Source organism: Aeromonas eucrenophila, from assembly GCF_000819865.1.
Classification (GTDB): domain Bacteria; phylum Pseudomonadota; class Gammaproteobacteria; order Enterobacterales; family Aeromonadaceae; genus Aeromonas; species Aeromonas eucrenophila.
Genome location: NZ_CDDF01000011.1, coordinates 328,401 through 345,262, shown reverse-complemented (window position 1 = coordinate 345,262; position 16,862 = coordinate 328,401). Strand labels below are relative to the sequence as shown.

16 protein-coding genes are annotated in these 16,862 nt (G+C 61.1%); all 16 read left to right on the top strand.

Going from position 1 to position 16,862, the window contains the following annotated elements; genetic code table 11:
- Positions 1-31 precede the first annotated feature (31 nt).
- The 16 genes from BN1124_RS11885 (at position 32) to BN1124_RS11810 (ending at position 16,861) form a co-directional block, all read left to right on the top strand.
- On the top strand, positions 32-1,729 hold the full coding sequence (locus tag BN1124_RS11885) for a terminase large subunit (protein WP_042642128.1): 1,698 nt from the start codon (positions 32-34) through the stop codon (positions 1,727-1,729).
- Positions 1,729-3,855, top strand: coding sequence for a portal protein (locus tag BN1124_RS11880; RefSeq protein WP_042642127.1), 2,127 nt, complete (start codon positions 1,729-1,731; stop codon positions 3,853-3,855). The genes BN1124_RS11885 and BN1124_RS11880 overlap by 1 nt, the downstream gene beginning before the upstream one ends.
- 239 nt (positions 3,856-4,094) lie before the next feature.
- Entirely contained in the window at positions 4,095-5,048 is a 954-nt protein-coding gene (locus BN1124_RS11875; protein WP_042642126.1) for a hypothetical protein, read from the top strand.
- Between the two features lie 61 nt (positions 5,049-5,109).
- Positions 5,110-6,327 carry a phage capsid family protein gene (locus BN1124_RS11870; protein WP_042642125.1) on the top strand — a complete coding sequence of 406 codons (1,218 nt, stop codon included), beginning with the start codon at positions 5,110-5,112 and terminating at the stop codon, positions 6,325-6,327.
- A 56-nt stretch (positions 6,328-6,383) separates the two neighbouring features.
- Positions 6,384-6,773, top strand: a complete 390-nt coding sequence (locus BN1124_RS11865) for a hypothetical protein (protein ID WP_042642124.1) — start codon at positions 6,384-6,386, stop codon at positions 6,771-6,773.
- A 70-nt stretch (positions 6,774-6,843) separates the two neighbouring features.
- Entirely contained in the window at positions 6,844-7,278 is a 435-nt protein-coding gene (locus BN1124_RS11860; RefSeq protein ID WP_042642123.1) for a hypothetical protein, read from the top strand.
- The gene (locus tag BN1124_RS11855; RefSeq protein WP_042642122.1) at positions 7,278-7,907 is read left to right on the top strand and encodes a hypothetical protein; all 630 of its coding nucleotides are present in this window, start codon (positions 7,278-7,280) and stop codon (positions 7,905-7,907) included. The genes BN1124_RS11860 and BN1124_RS11855 overlap by 1 nt, the downstream gene beginning before the upstream one ends.
- A 9-nt stretch (positions 7,908-7,916) precedes the next feature.
- Complete coding sequence (locus tag BN1124_RS11850; RefSeq protein ID WP_042642121.1) at positions 7,917-8,576, top strand: phage adaptor protein; 660 nt, start codon at positions 7,917-7,919, stop codon at positions 8,574-8,576.
- 3 nt (positions 8,577-8,579) lie between these two features.
- Positions 8,580-11,264: a prophage tail fiber N-terminal domain-containing protein gene (locus tag BN1124_RS11845; protein WP_042642120.1), complete on the top strand. Its 2,685-nt coding sequence runs from the start codon at positions 8,580-8,582 to the stop codon at positions 11,262-11,264.
- A gap of 136 nt (positions 11,265-11,400) precedes the next feature.
- Entirely contained in the window at positions 11,401-11,646 is a 246-nt protein-coding gene (locus BN1124_RS11840) for a hypothetical protein (protein ID WP_042642118.1), read from the top strand.
- A gap of 139 nt (positions 11,647-11,785) precedes the next feature.
- Entirely contained in the window at positions 11,786-13,351 is a 1,566-nt protein-coding gene (locus tag BN1124_RS11835) for a hypothetical protein (RefSeq protein ID WP_231553636.1), read from the top strand.
- A complete protein-coding gene (locus BN1124_RS11830) occupies positions 13,348-15,216 on the top strand; it encodes a phage tail tip fiber protein (protein WP_048822954.1) in 1,869 nt (622 codons plus the stop codon). Before BN1124_RS11835 ends, BN1124_RS11830 begins: the two co-directional genes overlap by 4 nt.
- Complete coding sequence (locus BN1124_RS11825) at positions 15,213-15,572, top strand: hypothetical protein (protein ID WP_042642115.1); 360 nt, start codon at positions 15,213-15,215, stop codon at positions 15,570-15,572. The genes BN1124_RS11830 and BN1124_RS11825 overlap by 4 nt, the downstream gene beginning before the upstream one ends.
- A gap of 9 nt (positions 15,573-15,581) precedes the next feature.
- Positions 15,582-16,211 (top strand): hypothetical protein, encoded by a 630-nt coding sequence (locus tag BN1124_RS11820; RefSeq protein WP_042642113.1) that lies wholly within the window; start codon positions 15,582-15,584, stop codon positions 16,209-16,211.
- Positions 16,212-16,223: 12 nt separating this feature from the next.
- Positions 16,224-16,604: a hypothetical protein gene (locus BN1124_RS11815; RefSeq protein ID WP_042642112.1), complete on the top strand. Its 381-nt coding sequence runs from the start codon at positions 16,224-16,226 to the stop codon at positions 16,602-16,604.
- A complete protein-coding gene (locus BN1124_RS11810) occupies positions 16,604-16,861 on the top strand; it encodes a hypothetical protein (protein WP_042642110.1) in 258 nt (85 codons plus the stop codon). Before BN1124_RS11815 ends, BN1124_RS11810 begins: the two co-directional genes overlap by 1 nt.
- The last annotated feature ends 1 nt before the right edge of the window (position 16,862 follow it).

The following is a 16,862-nucleotide window of genomic DNA, read 5'->3' as shown; positions in this document are numbered from 1 at the left end:
TCGGCGGGTTTTTTATTGTCTGGAGAACTCCATGACCGACCCCGATATTTCTGCCATGAACGAGCAGGAGCAGCTTGCATACATCCGCTCGAAGCTCAGCGATAAGTGGTGGAGGATGAACAACCTCTACAAGGTGGAGAACGAGCAAGGTGAGCTGGTGCAATTCAAGCTGCGCCCGGCACAGGAGTTGTTGTTCCGGACCATGTGGTACCTGAACATCATCCTCAAGGCACGCCAGCTCGGGTTCTCCACCGCCATCGATATTTACCTGCTCGACGAGGCGCTGTTCAACAAGAACCTCAAGTGCGGGATCATCGCCCAGGACCTGACGGCCGCCGGCGAGATCTACCGCACCAAGATTGAAGTCCCGTTCGATAACTTACCTAAGTGGCTCAAGGCCTGCTTCCCGATAGCCTCTCGCCGCGGCGGCGCTAATGGCGGTTACATCCTGTTCCGGCATGGCTCCAGCATCCAGGTGGCCACCTCCTTCCGCTCTGGTACCGTCCAGCGCCTGCATGTCTCCGAGCACGGGAAGATCTGCGCCAAGTACCCCGAGAAAGCCAAGGAGGTGCGCACCGGTACCCTCAACGCCATTCACCCTGGCGCTATCGCCTTTATCGAGAGCACAGCGGAGGGGGTGGGTGGCGACTTCCACGGTATGAGCATGAAGTCGCTGGAGCTCGCTCGGGCGTGTAGCGAGCTGACTCAGCAAGACTGGAAGTTCCACTTCTTCGCCTGGTGGCAGGATCCCAAGTACCGCGCAGATGTTCCTGCCAGTGGCGTGACCATGAGTAAGGAACAGGCCGAATATTTCGACGCGGTGGAGCTGGCCATGGACTGCATCATCACCGATGAGCAGCGTCAGTGGTATGTGCTCAAGGAGTTCACTCAAGGCGGTGAGATGAAGCAGGAGTTCCCCAGCACGCCGCTGGAGGCGTTCCTCACCTCTGGGCGCCGAGTGTTCGCCCCGACCATGACCATGCGTGCAGAGGGCGACTGCCGCCCCCCTGAGTTGGTCTATGACATGGATCCCGTCACCGGTAAGCGTGAGCGGATGAATGGTCCCGAGACGCTGGATGAGCGGGGACAGAGGAGCCTGGCCAACCTGCTGCTGGTCTGGGAGCTCCCCGACCAGGAGGAGGACTACGCGATCGGCGTGGATATCTCTGAGGGGCTGGAGCATGGTGACCGCTCCAGCGTGGACGTGGTGAAGCGCAGCAACGGCGAACAGGTAGCGCACTGGTTCGGACACTTGGACCCGGGCCTGCTGGCGCAACTGGCTGCCCATGTGGGGCGCTGGTATGGCTCCGAGGAATATGGCCCGGCCTTCGTCGGCCCTGAGCGCAACAATCACGGCCACGCCTTCCTGCTGCGCCTGCGCGACATCTACCCCACCCGGCGCATCTACTCCCAGGAGTACATCGACCGGGAAAGCGACGACGAGACGGACCGCCTGGGCTGGCTGACCACGGCCCAGAGCAAGCCAATCGTCGTGGATGGACTCAAGACCCTGCTGCGTGCCGGTCAGTCCGGGATCCGCTGGATTGGAACCGTCCACGAGGCATCCAGCTATGTCTATGACAAGAAGGGCCGGATGAACGCCCAGGATGGCTGCTTCGATGACCAGCTGATGAGCTACATGATTTCCCAAGAGATGCGTGCTCGTATGCCAGCTCGCATCGTCCGAGACAACACACCCCGCCAACAAAAGCACTGGATGGCCCACTGATGAACGATACCCCGACCAAGGCGCCCGCAAAGGGGCGTCTCGATACCACGCGCCTGCTCGCCCTGATGAGCGACATTCAGGGGCAGCCCGACTGGCGTACCTTCGCCAATCTCTGTTGTGCCTATTACGACGGGGACCAGCTACCGCCGAATGTGGTCAAGGTGCTCAAGGACCGCGGGCAGCCGACCACCATTCACAACCTGATCGCCCCGACTATCGACGGTGTGCTCGGGATGGAGGCCAAGACCCGCACCGACCTGATGGTCGTCGCTGATGACATCGAAGAGGAATACGAGCTCCTGGCCGAGGCGGTGAACTCGGAGTTTGCCGACATGGCCCGGCTCGGCGGTTGTGATCGTGCTTGTGGCGAGGCCTATGCCAGCCAGATCAAGACGGGCATCGGCTGGGTAGAGATCCGCCGCAATCCTGACCCGTTCGGTCCGCGCTTCCGGTTTAGTTTCGTCCACCGGGATGAAGTGTTTTGGGACTGGCACCACCGGGAGCTGGATCTCTCCGACAACCGTTGGCTGATGCGCCGGCGCTGGCTCGACCTCGATGAGGCTTGCACCATGTTCCCCAGCAAGGCTGAGGTGCTGCGCTGCAGTGTCGGCGAAACCTGGAATGGGGTAGTGAGTGTCGCCGCCATTGAGGGGATGGACGCCAGCACCCAGAACGCTTTCGACGAGTGGCAGCAGTTCGACGTCCGCCAGGTGGAGTGGTGCAGTACCGACCGCAAGCGCCTGTTGCTGCAGGTGGTCTACTACCGGGCCTACACCATGCGCCGCGTGCTGCTGCTCGAGTCAGGCCGAGCCATTGAGTTCGATGAGCGCAACGAGCTTCACCTCGCCGCCGTTTCGCTGGGCCGCGGGGTCGTGGAGCGCCAGCCGGTGGCAACTATCCGTGAGGCTTGGTTCGCCGGCCCCCATGCCCTGGTAGATCGCCCCTGCAGCGCCCCGCACAATATGTATCCCCTCGTGCCGTTCTGGGGGTACCGCAAGGACCGCAGTCGTGAGCCCTATGGCCTGATTGCCCGGGCCATCCCAGCCCAGGACGAGGTGAACCTGCGCCGTATCAAGCTCACCTGGCTGCTGCAGGCCAAGCGGGTGATCATGGACAAGGACGCCACCAACATGAGCCGCGACCAGGTGATGGAAGAGGTGGAGCGTGCCGACGGACTGATCGAGCTGAACCCGGACCGCAAGAACAAGCAGACCATCGCGGACGTGTTCAAGGTGGAGCAGGACTTCCAGGTGGCGGCGCAGCAGTTCCAGGTGATGCAGGACAGCGTGAAGCTGATCCAGGACACCATGGGGGTCTATGCGGCCTACCTTGGGCAGGGTACCAATGGGCAGTCTGGCGTGGCCATTGCCAACCTGGTGGAGCAGGGCGCCACCACGCTCTCCGAGATCAACGACAACTACCGGTTCGGCCGGCAGCTGGTTGGGCAGCTTGCGCTGGGGTACCTCCTTGAGGAGCTCTCACAGCGTCGCAATGTGAAGGTGACCATCAACCGGGAGGACAAGGGGCGCCGCAAGGCCGTCATGCTCAATGTGCCGGAAGGGGAGATGCTGACCAACGATGTGACCCGGCTACGTGCCCATATCGCTCTGGCCCCGATCCAGCAGACTCCGGCCTACAAGCAGCAACTGGCTGAGCGGATGATGGAGGCCATGACCCGCTTGCCGCCCCAGGCTCAAGCAGCCTGCTTCGATATGCTGGTCGAGCTCATGGATGTGCCCAACAAGCACGAGTTTGCCGAGCGGGTGCGCAATGCCCTGGGGATCGCCAAGCCTGCCGACCAGATGACACCAGAGGAGCAGCAGGCAGCCCAGCAGCAGGCGCAGATGCAGCAAGCTCAGCAGGAGCTGGCGATGCGGGAGGCCGAGGCCAAGGTCGCAGAGATCGAGGCGAGGGCTGCCAAATGGCAGACAGAGGCCCAGCGCCTGCAGAAGCAAATCGACTCCATGCGCTTTGATGACGCCCTCAAGCAGGCCAACACCGGCAAGGTACTGCAAGAGATGGAGCTTATGCAGCAAGAAGGGGAGCAGATCTCCGTCGAGCGTGCTGCGCTGCAGGCACAGCTTGCTGAGACGATCCAAACTCAGATCGACGCGATTGAGCTCTAAGGCGGTTGCATTCACCACCTGCCAGCGTTAGGATTTCCCCAACATGGCCCAGTCTCTCGAGATTGGGCTTTTTCGTTTCCGAACCCGGCCACCGCGCCGGGTTTTGTGTTTAGTACCGATGATGATTGAGCCCGCTTTGTGCGGGCTTTGTCATTTCTGCCCCAGCTGGAGAGGGCTTTCCCCGAGAGCCTTGCCCCGCTTGGGCAGCGATACCACCCGCAAACACCACGAGGACAACTATGGACCCCATCGACATTAACAACCTGACTGGTACCGAATCACTGGAGGAGCTTGAGGCCGCGTTGAATGCGCTGGAGGACGGTGGTGACACCGAGAAGCCGAAGCAGGATGAGCAGGCCACCCACACCGACGAAAAGGGCGAACAGACCGCGCCGCCGGCGGCCGAGATGCAGGGCAAAGCTACCCAAGATGACAACCAAGAAGAGGGGAAGGAGGGCGCCAAAGTCATTCTGTCCAAAGATGGCAAGCACCAGATCCCCTACGACGTGCTGGAGTCTGAGCGGGCGCAGCGGCAGGCTCTCGTCGCCGAGAATGCGCAGCTCAAGGCCGAAGCCGGCGAACGGGAGCGACTGCAGGCTCTGCTGGATAAGCACGGGATCAAGCCCGATGCCGATCCGGATGCGCTCGACGTTGAGGAGATTGAGCAACTGGCTCAGGACTATCCCGAGATCGGGAAGGTGCTAACCGGTATTGCCAGCCGCCTTAACAAGCTCGCGCAACCAGCACCCCAGCAACCCACCCAGTCGCAGGCTCCCTCTATCCCGAACGATGTTCAGACTGCGCTGCAGGCGGTACCTGAACTCGCAACCTGGATGGAGAAGGACCAGGACCGTGCCACCTTTGCCGTCAGTGTCGATGAGCGCCTCAAAGAGGATCCTGTGTGGAAGGATAAACCCCTGACGGAGCGCTTTGCGGAAGTGGCCAAGCGCACCAAGGCCGCCTTTGGTGACCCGGTAGAACAGCAGGCTCCGCCTGTCGAGAAGCCGGCTCCCCAGAAGAAGGTCGAGGAGCGTGACCATATTCCGCAAAGCCCGTCAGACCTCGGCCAGTCCGTACAGCACGAGAGCAAACTCGAGAAGTATGGCGGCATGAGCCAAGAGCAGCTGATGGCTGAGATGTCCAACATGTCCGCTGCCCAGATCGAAGCCCTGCTTGCAGAGCACGACCTGTAAACCAGCCAAACCCATTCCGACCCCGGCCCAGTGCCGGGGTTTTGTTTTGTAGGAGAGGATCATGACCCAAGTCACCCAGGCGCAAGCCAACAAAATCCTGCAGGTGGCCCTCTTTACCGAGGCCAACCGCACCCACTCCCTGGTCAACATGCTGACCGAGGAGGCGCCCAAGGGCGTCAAAATCAACGGCGGCAAACAGACCAGCCATGGTGCCCCCGTTGTCCGCATCACCGATCTGAGCAAGCAGGCTGGTACCGAAGTGGACATGCAGATCTTCCATCAACTGTCTGGCCGCCCGACCATGGGTGACAAGAAGATTGCCGGCCGCCTGGAGAACCTCTCTCAGGCGGACTTCGGTCTGACCATCAACCAGACCCGTCACGGTGTGGATGCCGGTGGCAAGATGAGCCAGAAGCGCACAAAGCACGACCTTCGCCAGATTGCCCGCACCATGCTGGCTGATGGCTACTACGGTCGCCTGACCGACCAGCGTGGCATGGTCCAGCTGGCCGGCGCCCGTGGCGACTACATGGCCACCGACATCATCGTACCGTTGGGGGAGGATCCCGAGTTCGGCGAGATCATGGTCAACAAAGTGACGGCACCGACCTACGAACGCCACTTCTTCGGCGGGGATGCCACCTCCTTCGAGGCGATCGACGCTGCTGACCGCTTCAACTTGGGCTGTGTGGACAACATGGCGCTGTTCCTGGCCGAAATGGCTAACCCGATCCAGCCCATCCGTTTCGGCTCCGACCCGAACACCGGTGACCCCCTGTACCTGCTCTACGTTACCCCGCGCCAGTGGCATGACTTCTACACCTCGAGCTCCGGCAAAGACTGGCAGGCGATGCTGCAAGGGGCAATCACTCGCAGCAAGGGTTGGAGTCACCCGCTGTTCCAGGGGGACAGTGCCATGTGGCGCAACATCCTGGTCAAGCAGTACCCCGGGATGCCGATCCGCTTCAACCAGGGCAGCACCGTCAAGGTGTGTGCGGCCAACTCCGCAACCGGTGTGGAGGCGGAGAAGACTGCTGGCACCACCATCGACCGCGCCATCCTGCTGGGCGGCCAGGCGCTGGCCAATGCCTTTGGCTCTGGTGTGGAAGGCGGCTCCTTCAACATGCACGAGGAGAAGGCGGACCACGACAACGGCACCGAGCTCTCCATCAGCTGGATCTCCGGTCTGCAGAAGATCCGCTTCAAGCAGAAGAACGGCAACGTGCAGGACCACGGTTGCATGGTGCTGGACACCGCTGTGAGCCCGATCGCCCGCTAATCCTGGGTTGCCCCGACCCGGGGCGCCTTTACTCAGACTGACAAGAGGACCATTCCATGGCCAAACTGACCCTGGTTAAGACCCTGCACCGCTGGTTCAACGGTGCTTTCGGCAATCTCTCTATTTCTCCGACCCTGGTGGCAAAACTGGCCGCCGTGCCGGTCGGTGATGTGGTGGTGTTCGGCGATCCGGTGGAGCCGAACATCAAGGTGGTGGGGGTCTCGCTCACCTCCGCGGCGCTCGGCGCCAGTACCACCCTCACGGTGAAGGTGGGGGAGACCGCCATCATCAACGCCCAGAACACCGCGACGGCAGTGAACAGCTACATCCCGGTGGATGACCTGATGACCCAGGAGGGGCAGGAGATCAGCCTGACGGTGGGCGGCGGCGCTGCCACGGGTACCGTCAAAGTCAAACTGCACTACGAGATGGTGGGCAACCTCTAAGGTTTCCACCGCCCCCCTGTGAGCCCGGCCCTGTGCCGGGTTTTTCTTTTCCCTGACTGGAGAAACAACCGTGAGCGACAAGATCGCAATCGCCTACATCGGTGACAAACCGATGAAGAAAGACACCGTGACCGGATCCCGCATGGTGTTCCCGCGCCACACCCCTGTGGATGTGGAGAGCCACATCGCCATGCAACTGTTGGAGTTCCCGACCGTCTGGCGTAAGGCCGACGAGCTGGAGGATGTGCTGGCCCATCAATCTGAGCTCGAGGCCGCAGCAGCCGACGCTGCCCGCCGAGCAGAGGAAGAAGCCGCCCGCCTTGCTGCTGAGCAGAGCATGATGGTGGACCACCTCGGCCTGGATCTGGTCAAGATGACCTCCGCACAGCTGGCTACCGTGGCTGAGAAGTACGAGCTCAACATCAAGCAGGACGCCGGTGAGCGTGTGGATGAGTTCCGTCTCCGTGTTCGCGATGCCCTGCGTGCCCAGAAGGAGGCTGAGTAATGGTGCCGGTGTTGGACAGCCGCTTGGTCAGTCCTGACTCCCTGATCCCGCTGGTTCGCCAGCGGGTATCGGGCCCCCTCGACAGCATCATCCGCCAAGCACTCATCCGGGCGGCGATCGATTTCTGCAAGCAGAGTGCGCTCGTTCACCTCGAGCGGCAGTTCGAGGAAGTGCTGGAAGGGCAGACGGTGAGCTTTGCCAAGGCCAGCAGCATCAACCGGCAGGCCCGCCAGGAGACTCGGGACCCCCAGGTGACAGGATCCGTGATCCACCGGATCACCGCTGGGGGCCATCTGCTGACGGCTGGGGAGCAGTATCACGTCCAGTCTGCAGAATCGATCCGCTTTCTGGTCACGCTGCAGGATGTCTGCATCATAGGGGCGATCGAGCCACTGCCTACGGCCAAGCTGATCCCGGCGGCATTGGTTGAGGACTACGCAGAGGCCATGGCCGATGGCACCGCAGCCATTTTGCAGCTCCAACCCGGCAAGCCGTGGGCCAACCCTGAACTGGCTCAGCTCAACCGCGCTCGCTTCAATGAAGCCGCGCGGGAAGCCTACCGGTTTCGCATCGAACAAACGGCAAATGCCCGAACTGTGAATCCGGTGCGGCGTCACTCATTCTTCTAAGAGGTCCCCATGACCCTCATCAAAGACCTGCTTGATCGGGTCTCACTCGAGCTGACCGACAAATCGCGTACCCATTGGTCGCTGGAGGACCTGGTTCATTACTACAACAGCGCCATCGCCTCCATTGCCAACTACCGACCAGACATCTTCGCTACGACCCAGACCATCAGCTGTGTAGCAGGCACTCGTCAGGCCTTGCCGGCGGGCGCCACCAAACTCATCGAGGTGGAGCGCAATACTGGCGGGCGCAAGATCCGCTATTTCGAGCGAGGCCAGCTCGATGATCTGGATCCCGAGTGGATTACCGGCAGCGATGCCAGCGAAGTAGAGGCCTACCTCTTCGAGCCCACCAACCCGCGCATCTTCTGGCTTTACCCGGGAGTGACCGCAGATGTGAAGGTCGATCTGGTATTGAGCGTGCTGCCTACGCCGGTGAAAGTTGCCCAGGTTGAGGCCGGCGATCTCCTGCAGGTGGATGACACCTATTTCACCCCCTGCATGGACTGGATCATCTATCGCGCCTATCTGCGTGACTCCGATGAGACGGCCAACTCCGCCCGCGGCCAGCTTCACCTCCAGGCGTTCGCGCAATATCTCGGTATCAAGATCGAGACTGACAGCACGCTGGTTTCCATTCGCGACAAGAAGTTTCAGACCAACCAGGGGTAATCCATGATCCAGATCCACGGTGTGATCACCGACCCTGCTGGCAAGCCAGTCCCAAGGGCTCTTATTGAGCTGCGAGCTCTCAGTACCACTGGTGAGGTGCTGATGGGGTCGGTAATGACCTTCAAATGTGACCAGGCTGGAGGGTACCGATTCCAGCTGGCGGCTGGCACCTATGATGTCTATGCCCAGAACGACCTGTGTGGGGACATGGATTACATGGGGTCCGGGGTGGTGACGGCTCAAAGTACCGATGGCCCCCTGAACAGTATCCTGGTCGATAGCGGTATCAACCTGACGCCCCCTCTGCTTGATCGGGCGGTAGAGGCTATGCAGCGGTCAGAGGCTGCGGCAGAAGCCACTGCCGAAGATCGGCTGCAGACCGGCAGTGATGTGGTGACTGTGGAGCAGGCAAAGCAGGTCGCGGCTGAACAGGCTGCAGCGGCATCCGCATCAGCCACGACGGCAAGCAGCAAAGCGGGTGACGCGGCAACCAGCGCGGGTGCAGCAGCAGGGTCTGCGAACAGTGCCCAGAAGTGGGCGGAGAACCCGGTGGATGTGGCGGTGGTCCCTGGCAAGCATTCCGCTTTGCATCACGCGACCAAGGCGAATGCCTCCGCATCGGAATCTGCGACAAGCGCAACGGCGGCCGCGGCCAGTGCCAGTACCGCATCGGCCAAGGCGAACAACGCCAATACCAGCGCCACCACGGCGACGACCAAGGCCGGTGAGGCGGCCACCAGTGCGAGCACGGCTGCCACCCATGCGAGCGCTGCTAACAGTTCCAAAGTCGCGGCGGCTACCTCCGCCACCAATGCCGGTACCCACGCCACTAATGCCGAGAAGGCGGCCCAGGCGGCAGAGGGGGCGAAGGTGGTGACGCTGGATAACGCGGCCAAAGTCGGCACGCTGGCGGAGCAAGTCACGGCTGATCGAGCCCAAGTACAGGATAAAGCCACCCAGGTTGCGGCAAATGCGGCGACAGTCGCCGGGCAGACCAAGGAAGTCAGCACCAACACCGACACCGTCTCACAGGCCAAAACCGCCATTCAGGGCATGCGGGATGTGGTGGTGGCGAAGACGACCCAGGCACAGGCTGCAGCAGACACGGCGAGCACCAAGGCGAGCCAGGCGGCGCAAGATCAGGCCTCGGCCAATGCCAGCTCCCAGCGCGCCAGTGTGTCAGAGGGCATGGCGGAGGCCTGGGCGCAGAATCCGGAAGGGAGCGACATCAACGGGCGCCCCGGGGAGTTTTCGGCTTTGCATTGGGCGCTGCAGGCTCAGAAGTGGGCGCAGGCGATCACCTCGCAGTTGGTCTGGGCTGGCCCCTGGAATGCCGCCGCGGGGGCGCCAGCTGTGCCGGCGGCGAATCAAGGCGTGCCGTTTTATCGGATCTCTCACCCTGGGGTGATCGCCAGCGTTTCCTATGTGGCGGGTGATTACCTGCACTGGGATCCGGCCACACGTACTTGGTTCAAGATTGATGGTTCGGACGCGGTGATCTCGGTCAATGGCATGACCGGGGCCGTGGTGCTGAGTGCAGCCGATGTGGGGGCCAGGTCAGCCAGTTGGGTACCGGGATGGACTGATATCACGAACAAGCCAGTGACCATGCCGCCTTCTGAGCACAACCACCCTTGGTCGCAGCTATCCAACGTCCCGGTATACGCATCGCGCTGGCCCACGCTTGCAGAGGTGGGGGCCGCCTCAGTGAGCCACACCCATACCTGGTCGCAGCTGACGGGGATCCCTACCTATGCGACTCGCTGGCCAGCTTGGGGAGAAGTAACAGACAAGCCTGACTTGGCCGCCGCATCCCACCGGCACCCCTGGAACCAGATTGATCAGATCCCGGTCACGGCCTCACGGTGGCCAACTTGGAGCGAGGTCACCGGCAAACCCAGTATCGCTGCCGCGGTTCACCGCCATCCCTGGAGTGAGTTGGATGAAGTACCCACCACCGCTAGTCGCTGGCCGAGCTATGACGAGGTAACTGACAAACCCGACTTTGCCCCGGTTGTCCATCGGCATCCGTGGAGCCAACTCGATCAGGTTCCTGTTCAGGCGACCCGCTGGCCAGCTTGGGGTGAGGTTACGGGGAAGCCGGGCACAATGCCGCCATCCGCGCATAACCACCCATGGTCCGAACTGACAGGTGTCCCAACGCAAGCGACCCGCTGGCCGAGTTGGACGGAGGTAACCGACAAACCGGATCTGGTCGCTGCGGATCACACTCACCCTGGCAGCTTACTCAACCCGATCAGCTTGGCGAAGGAGGACCTGGATACCATCAAGACGCCGGGCCACTACGCCCAGCACGCAAACGCAAATACCTCTGCAGCTCAGCATTATCCAGAGAACTCTGCTGGCAGCCTGATTGTGACCTCTGGTGCTGGCCCCCAGCAGCGTTACCACGTCTATAACTCCAGCCGGGTGTGGACCCGAGCGCAATACAGCACTGGCGCCTGGACTGCTTGGGCAAGGGATTACAACACCTTAAACAAGCCCTCTGCCGCTGACGTAGGAGTGGGCACGGTGATCTTTACCGGCCCAGTTCCTTCGTTTCCCGGGGCCACCATACCGAAAGTCGCGGGCTTGTACGCAATGGCTTATCACAACAACTCAACGCCATATCAACGGGACACTGTGATGATCTGGTGGGACGGCGGAGCCTCTGGCGCTGACTGCTGAGGGGCAAGTCGTGTGTCTGCACTTGCTGTCTACATCAGCAAGGACGGACAGGTGAATAACACCGCTAATGGCAGTGGCTTCACACTGCTCTCCATCACGAAAGTGTACTAACTAGCCACACCAACAAGGACATGACATGAGCAATCGAGTTACCCGGTACCTCTTTCGCGTGCTGGTCTCCATTGACCAGCTTGGCAACACCCTCCTGGGTGGCCGGCCTGATGAAACCATCTCTGGCAATGTGGGCTACAACGCCAAGCAGGGAAAGCCATGGGCATTGAAGGCTGAGAAAGCCATCAACTTCATCATGCGCAGCCCGACGCATTGCCGGGATAGCATCGAGTATGACGAGCGCAAGATCCCGCTTCGCAATGCTTGGTGAGCTTGCTCATCGCCCGGTGCAGCGTTAGCATAGCCCCATCATGGCCCTGCTCTAACGAGTGGGGCTTTTTCGTTTCTAGCCTTCGAGAAACCCCATGCCATTGATCGACATCGTGACTATGCGAGGCATGGTGCCGCGCGTGGCAGACCACCTATTGCCGGACGAAGCGGCCACCTTGGCGCAAGATTGTCATTTTGACCGCGGGGTGGTGGCGCCACTGATGACAGATAAGGCGGCTGGCGTCTCCCTGCCGATCACCCCCAAGACGCTGTTCCACTACTACGGCGCGCACTGGTTTGCCTGGAACAAGCAGGTGGAGGTCATGCGATCGCCCATCGCCCAGGATCAGTACAACCGCGTCTACTTCACCGATGGGGAGTTTCCCAAGCTGACTTACGACGCGATCGCCACCGGTGGCAGCAATAAGCCCACGGCCTGGTATCGGCTGGGGGTGCCGGTGCCGGCCACGCCGCCGAACGTGCAATCCGTCACGCCACCCTCTGGCAGTAAGGATGATGACCCGACGGATGATGAGACCCGTTTCTACGTGGAGACCTACGTGACCGGGCTGGGGGAGGAGGGTGCCCCGGGACCGGCCAGCGGCAAGACGACGATCACGATCCCGGGCTCGACGGTGGTTGTGGGCCTGTCTGCCGTCCCGACCAACAACAGCAACATTACCCGGCGGCGTCTCTATCGCTCGGTGTCGGGTGGTGGCCTTGCTGACTATCTGCTGGTCGCCGATCTGCCCATTGCGACGGCCAGCTACAGCGATGCCAAGAAAGATGGAGAGCTGGGACCGGTGCTTGAGACCTATGGCTACAGCATGCCCCCCGACAAGATGCGAGGGATCTGCCAGATGGCCAATGGCATCTGTGCCGGGTTTGTCGGCAATGCAGTCCTGTTTTCCGAGCCCTTCCTGCCCTATGCCTGGCCGGATCAATACAAGCTGACCACTGAGCACGACATTGTGGCGATCGCGGCCATCGACACGGCGCTGGTTGTAGGCACCAAGGGCTATCCCTATATCTTCCAGGGGGCGTCCCCGTCCTCCATCACGGGTCAGAAGCTCACGCCCACCCCACAGGCTTGTGTCAGCGCTCGATCCATGGTGGCACTGGATGGGATGGTCTTGTACGCCGCGCCGGATGGACTGGTCGGTGTCGGGGCCGACGGTGGTGCGCTGGTGACCGAGGGGATCATCACACGGGAGCAGTGGCAGGCTCTGAAACCCGACACATTGCGAGCCTGGTACAGCGAGGGGCGTTATGTGGCCCAGACCGATAGCCATGGCTTTGTGTTTGACCCCAGATCTGGTGATCTGCGCTGGCTCTCTGGGCGCTGGGATGCGGCGGTCGCAGACATGCAGCTCGATGCCCTGATGATTGCTAAAGGTACCCAACTGCATCAATGGCGTGGCGGTACTGCTGCCCTGCCAATGTGCTGGCGGTCCAAGGAGTTTGTGCTGCCCCCCGGTGTGCGCCTCAGCTGTGCGCGGGTGATGAGTGAGGCCGTCGCGCAAGTTGGCTTTGTGCTGATTGTCGATGGGGTCAGGGTGTTCGAGCTGATGGCGGGTCAGGTCCCACCTTCCGGATTCCGGTTGCCGCCACTGCGGGGCCGGCGCTGGCAAGTCGAGGTGAGAGGAGTCGCCGAGGTTGAGCGGATTACCCTGGGCGGCAGTATGGCGGAGGTCTGTCTGCAATGAGCAAGAACACCTTCCGAGCCAGCAGCACCCAGCAGGGGCTGACCGAGAACATGCAGATCCTGACCGGCCAGAAAGGGGACCGGCTGGATAAGGCGCTGACTCTGCGCGAGGCCGCCAGCCTGGGGATGCTGAATCTGCGGCGTACTGCCGGCGGCGCCGTGGTGCCGGAGCTCCCCCCAGCCAACAACATCGATCCGGAGTGGAGTGGCGTTCAGCCGCCCCATGCCCCGGTCAACGTCTCGGTCAGTGGAGCATTTCATACCATCGTGTTGACCTGGGACGCCCCGACATACTGGGGGCATGCCTTTGCCGAGGTGTGGCGCGCCGGGGACGACAACCTGAGTCATGCGGTCAGGGTCGGGACGACACTGGCCAACGTCTATGCCGATGCGGTGGGCAAGGAGTTTTCCGCCTTCTACTGGGTGCGGTTCGTCAACAAGAATGCCATGGAGGGCCCCTATCAAGGCACCGAGGGGCTGCATGCCGTAACCAGTCGGGATGTGCAGGACATCCTGGATGAGCTGCAGGGGAAGATTGAGGCGAGTCACCTGGTTCAGTCATTGCTGGAGCCCATACAGCAGGTGCCGCAGCTTTCCAACAACCTCAACCAGCTCGGAGCCAGCCTGGATGAGGAGGTGCTGGCGCGCACCAATGCACAGGAGGCGCTGACCCAGAAGATCACGCAAGTCACCGCCGGATTCAAAGAAGGGGATACCCAGCTGGCTGGCCAGATCACCACCGAGACGGAGGCCAGGGCTTCAGCCGATGGTGCGTTGGGCAAGCGGATCGACACGGTAACAGCCAAGGCAGGTGAGTTAGGGGCGGCTGTTCAGCAGCAAAGCCAGGCCATCGCAGATCTCGAGGGTGGGGCTCAAGCAATGTGGAGCACTAAGGCGAGCGCCGGCGAGATAACGGCAGGGATCGGCCTCATCGCCAAGTCGGATGGCACCAGCCAGGTGGCCATCTCAGCGTCCCAAGTCTTTGTGTTTGACCCAAACAGCAGCAAGCCGATGGCGCCGCTTTTTGCCATCGACAATGGCCAGGTCGTGATGGCGGAGGCCATTATCCGCAAGGCCACCATCCAGATCCTGAACTCCGAGAAAATCACGGCGGACTATATCAAGGCCGGGGTCAGTATCTCGGCGCCCTCTATCTCGGGCGGTTCCTTCGATATGGGCAATGCCTTTATGTCGGGTGGATCCGCCGGCTTTGGCCTGGGCGGGCCTTATAGCGGGTGGGGGAAAGGCTGGTTCACCATCATCTACAGCGACGGCAACCTCTACACCAACCGGCTGACTGCCCAGGGCGGGCGCATCGACAACATGACGATGCGAAATTGCACCATTGAGCAGGACTGTGTGGTTAAAGGAACGGTTTATGCCGATCGCATTGTGGGAGATGTATATGTTGCCCGGGACTATGCCTGCGTGACACATGCAAAACAGGCCGGTCCGATTGATGTTTGCAGTATTAAAGTCAACCAATCCGTTGGTTTCGCTCGAACACTTACTATCCCTGGGTTGGCGGGACTGGTTGGTTGCTCTGTAACTGCATCGGGTGGTGGTTCTTCACCTATATCGAACTCCAATTCGACGACGATGCAAATTACCGTGTTTATGGATGGCTCTGTGGCGAAAACGCTGACTGCGGTAGCCTCGGCATATGCGACATCTAATCCATCACAAGGACCAGTGACCAGCGTAGATGAAGTCGGCTCTTATATTGGTGACGTTACTATCCCAGCGAATCGTGAACCGCTCATTACCATCAGGATCCAGCGGATCAAAGGGGACGGGTGGGTGCGTAGTGATCCATCTCAAAGTGGGCGTGTTGTGCTATTTAAACAAGGCAGCTCTCTATCATGAAGGCAAGCATTGATCGCATCGCCAGCGATACTAGAAACCCTAATATTTCCGCCGAACTGCAAAGCGCCATCCGTAACCGGGTGGCGTTTTTGTTTGTGCGTGATGCAGATGGGTTTGTCCTGAAACCGGTGGTGGAGAAGAAGGTGACAGGAGTGCTGGTTTGGGCTGGCTGGGGGGACGACGGCGCCCCGGCACGGCACCTGCCGGAGGTTAAGCACTTGGCCAGGATGATTGGTGCTCGCTGGCTGCGGTTCCACTCGACCAGGCGCGGTTGGCTCAAGGTGGCGCCAAAGATGGGATGGGTACGCCAACCGGATGACGACGACGGCATGCTGGTGTTTCAGATCAACCTGTGAGGTGGAGTGATGGGTAAGGGCGGTTCTAACGAGATCAAAGAGACCTCGGCGCAGAAGGCCATGGCGGACATTGCGATGAAGCAATGGGGGATCTACCAGTCGGATCTCAAGCAGTACGAAGACATTTTCATGGACAAGGTGGACAAGTTGAACGGGGAGGAGGCCTTTGACGATGCCGCGGGTACCGCAGCCCTGGGCACGGCCCACAGCTTCGGTGAGGCGCGGGAGGGGCTATCTGATGCAATGGCTGCGTCTGGAGTAGACCCGACGAGCGGCAAATATCAGGACACCATGCACGAGTTGGAAACAGACCAGGCGCTAAGCCAAACCGATACCACCAACCGCACGCAGTCCAGTCAGCAGGACAAGTATGTGGCCGGGCTCAAGGATGTGGTCTCGATGGGACAGGGGCAGAAGGCTGAGGCCCTTGAGGGATATAGCAGCCTGGCCAGCTCCAGCCTCAACAAGGCTGCGAGCGATGCCCAAACGAAGTTCAACAACAAGCAGGCTGTGCTGGGGTTGGTCGGTACTGTTGGCGGTGCTGCAACGGCCTATGGCATGAACAGCGCAGCTGGGGGGACCGCGGCGGGCAAGAAGATCGGCCCGACCGCCAGCGTCCTGCAAAACAAGGGCTACTAAGGGGGGTAACCGATGGGATGGGCTTCGGACCAATTTGCCAGCATCACTCGGCAGCAATACGACGACTGGTTGACTCGCTTCTACCCGAAGCAGAAAGAGCTGATGGAGCAGGCCACGAGTGGACAATTGCTGCGTGACCAACTCGGCCGCGTCGAGCAGAACAACACCAATGCGCTGGTATCCGCACAGCAGGCCACTGCTAATCGCAATGGTCGCATGGGGGTCGCAGCACCGGCTAATCCACAAGACAACAGCCAGGGGCTGCGCATGGCGTTGATGACGGCCGGTACCGAGAATGGCCTGCGCGAGCAGGAGAAAGAACGTCAGATGGGGATCCTCACCGGAGCCGATGCCGGCTTGCGAGAGGCGATTAAAGCAGGCGGGGGGATGTGATGGGATATGGACTGATTGATATTGGCGCGCAGACGCGGCGCCAGGCCATGCAGGGGATGAACGAGTCGGCAAAGTTGGACGAGGCGCGTGAGACTGCCAACAAGAACCTCAAGGCACAGCAGAAGCAGCAGACGATGACCAACGTGGGGACCGGTGCGGCCGTCGGCGCCATGGCGGGGGCCCAGGCAGGCTCTGTGGGTGGGCCGTGGGGCGCTGTGATCGGTGCCGGTGTCGGCCTCTTGGCCAGTTTGTTTTAAG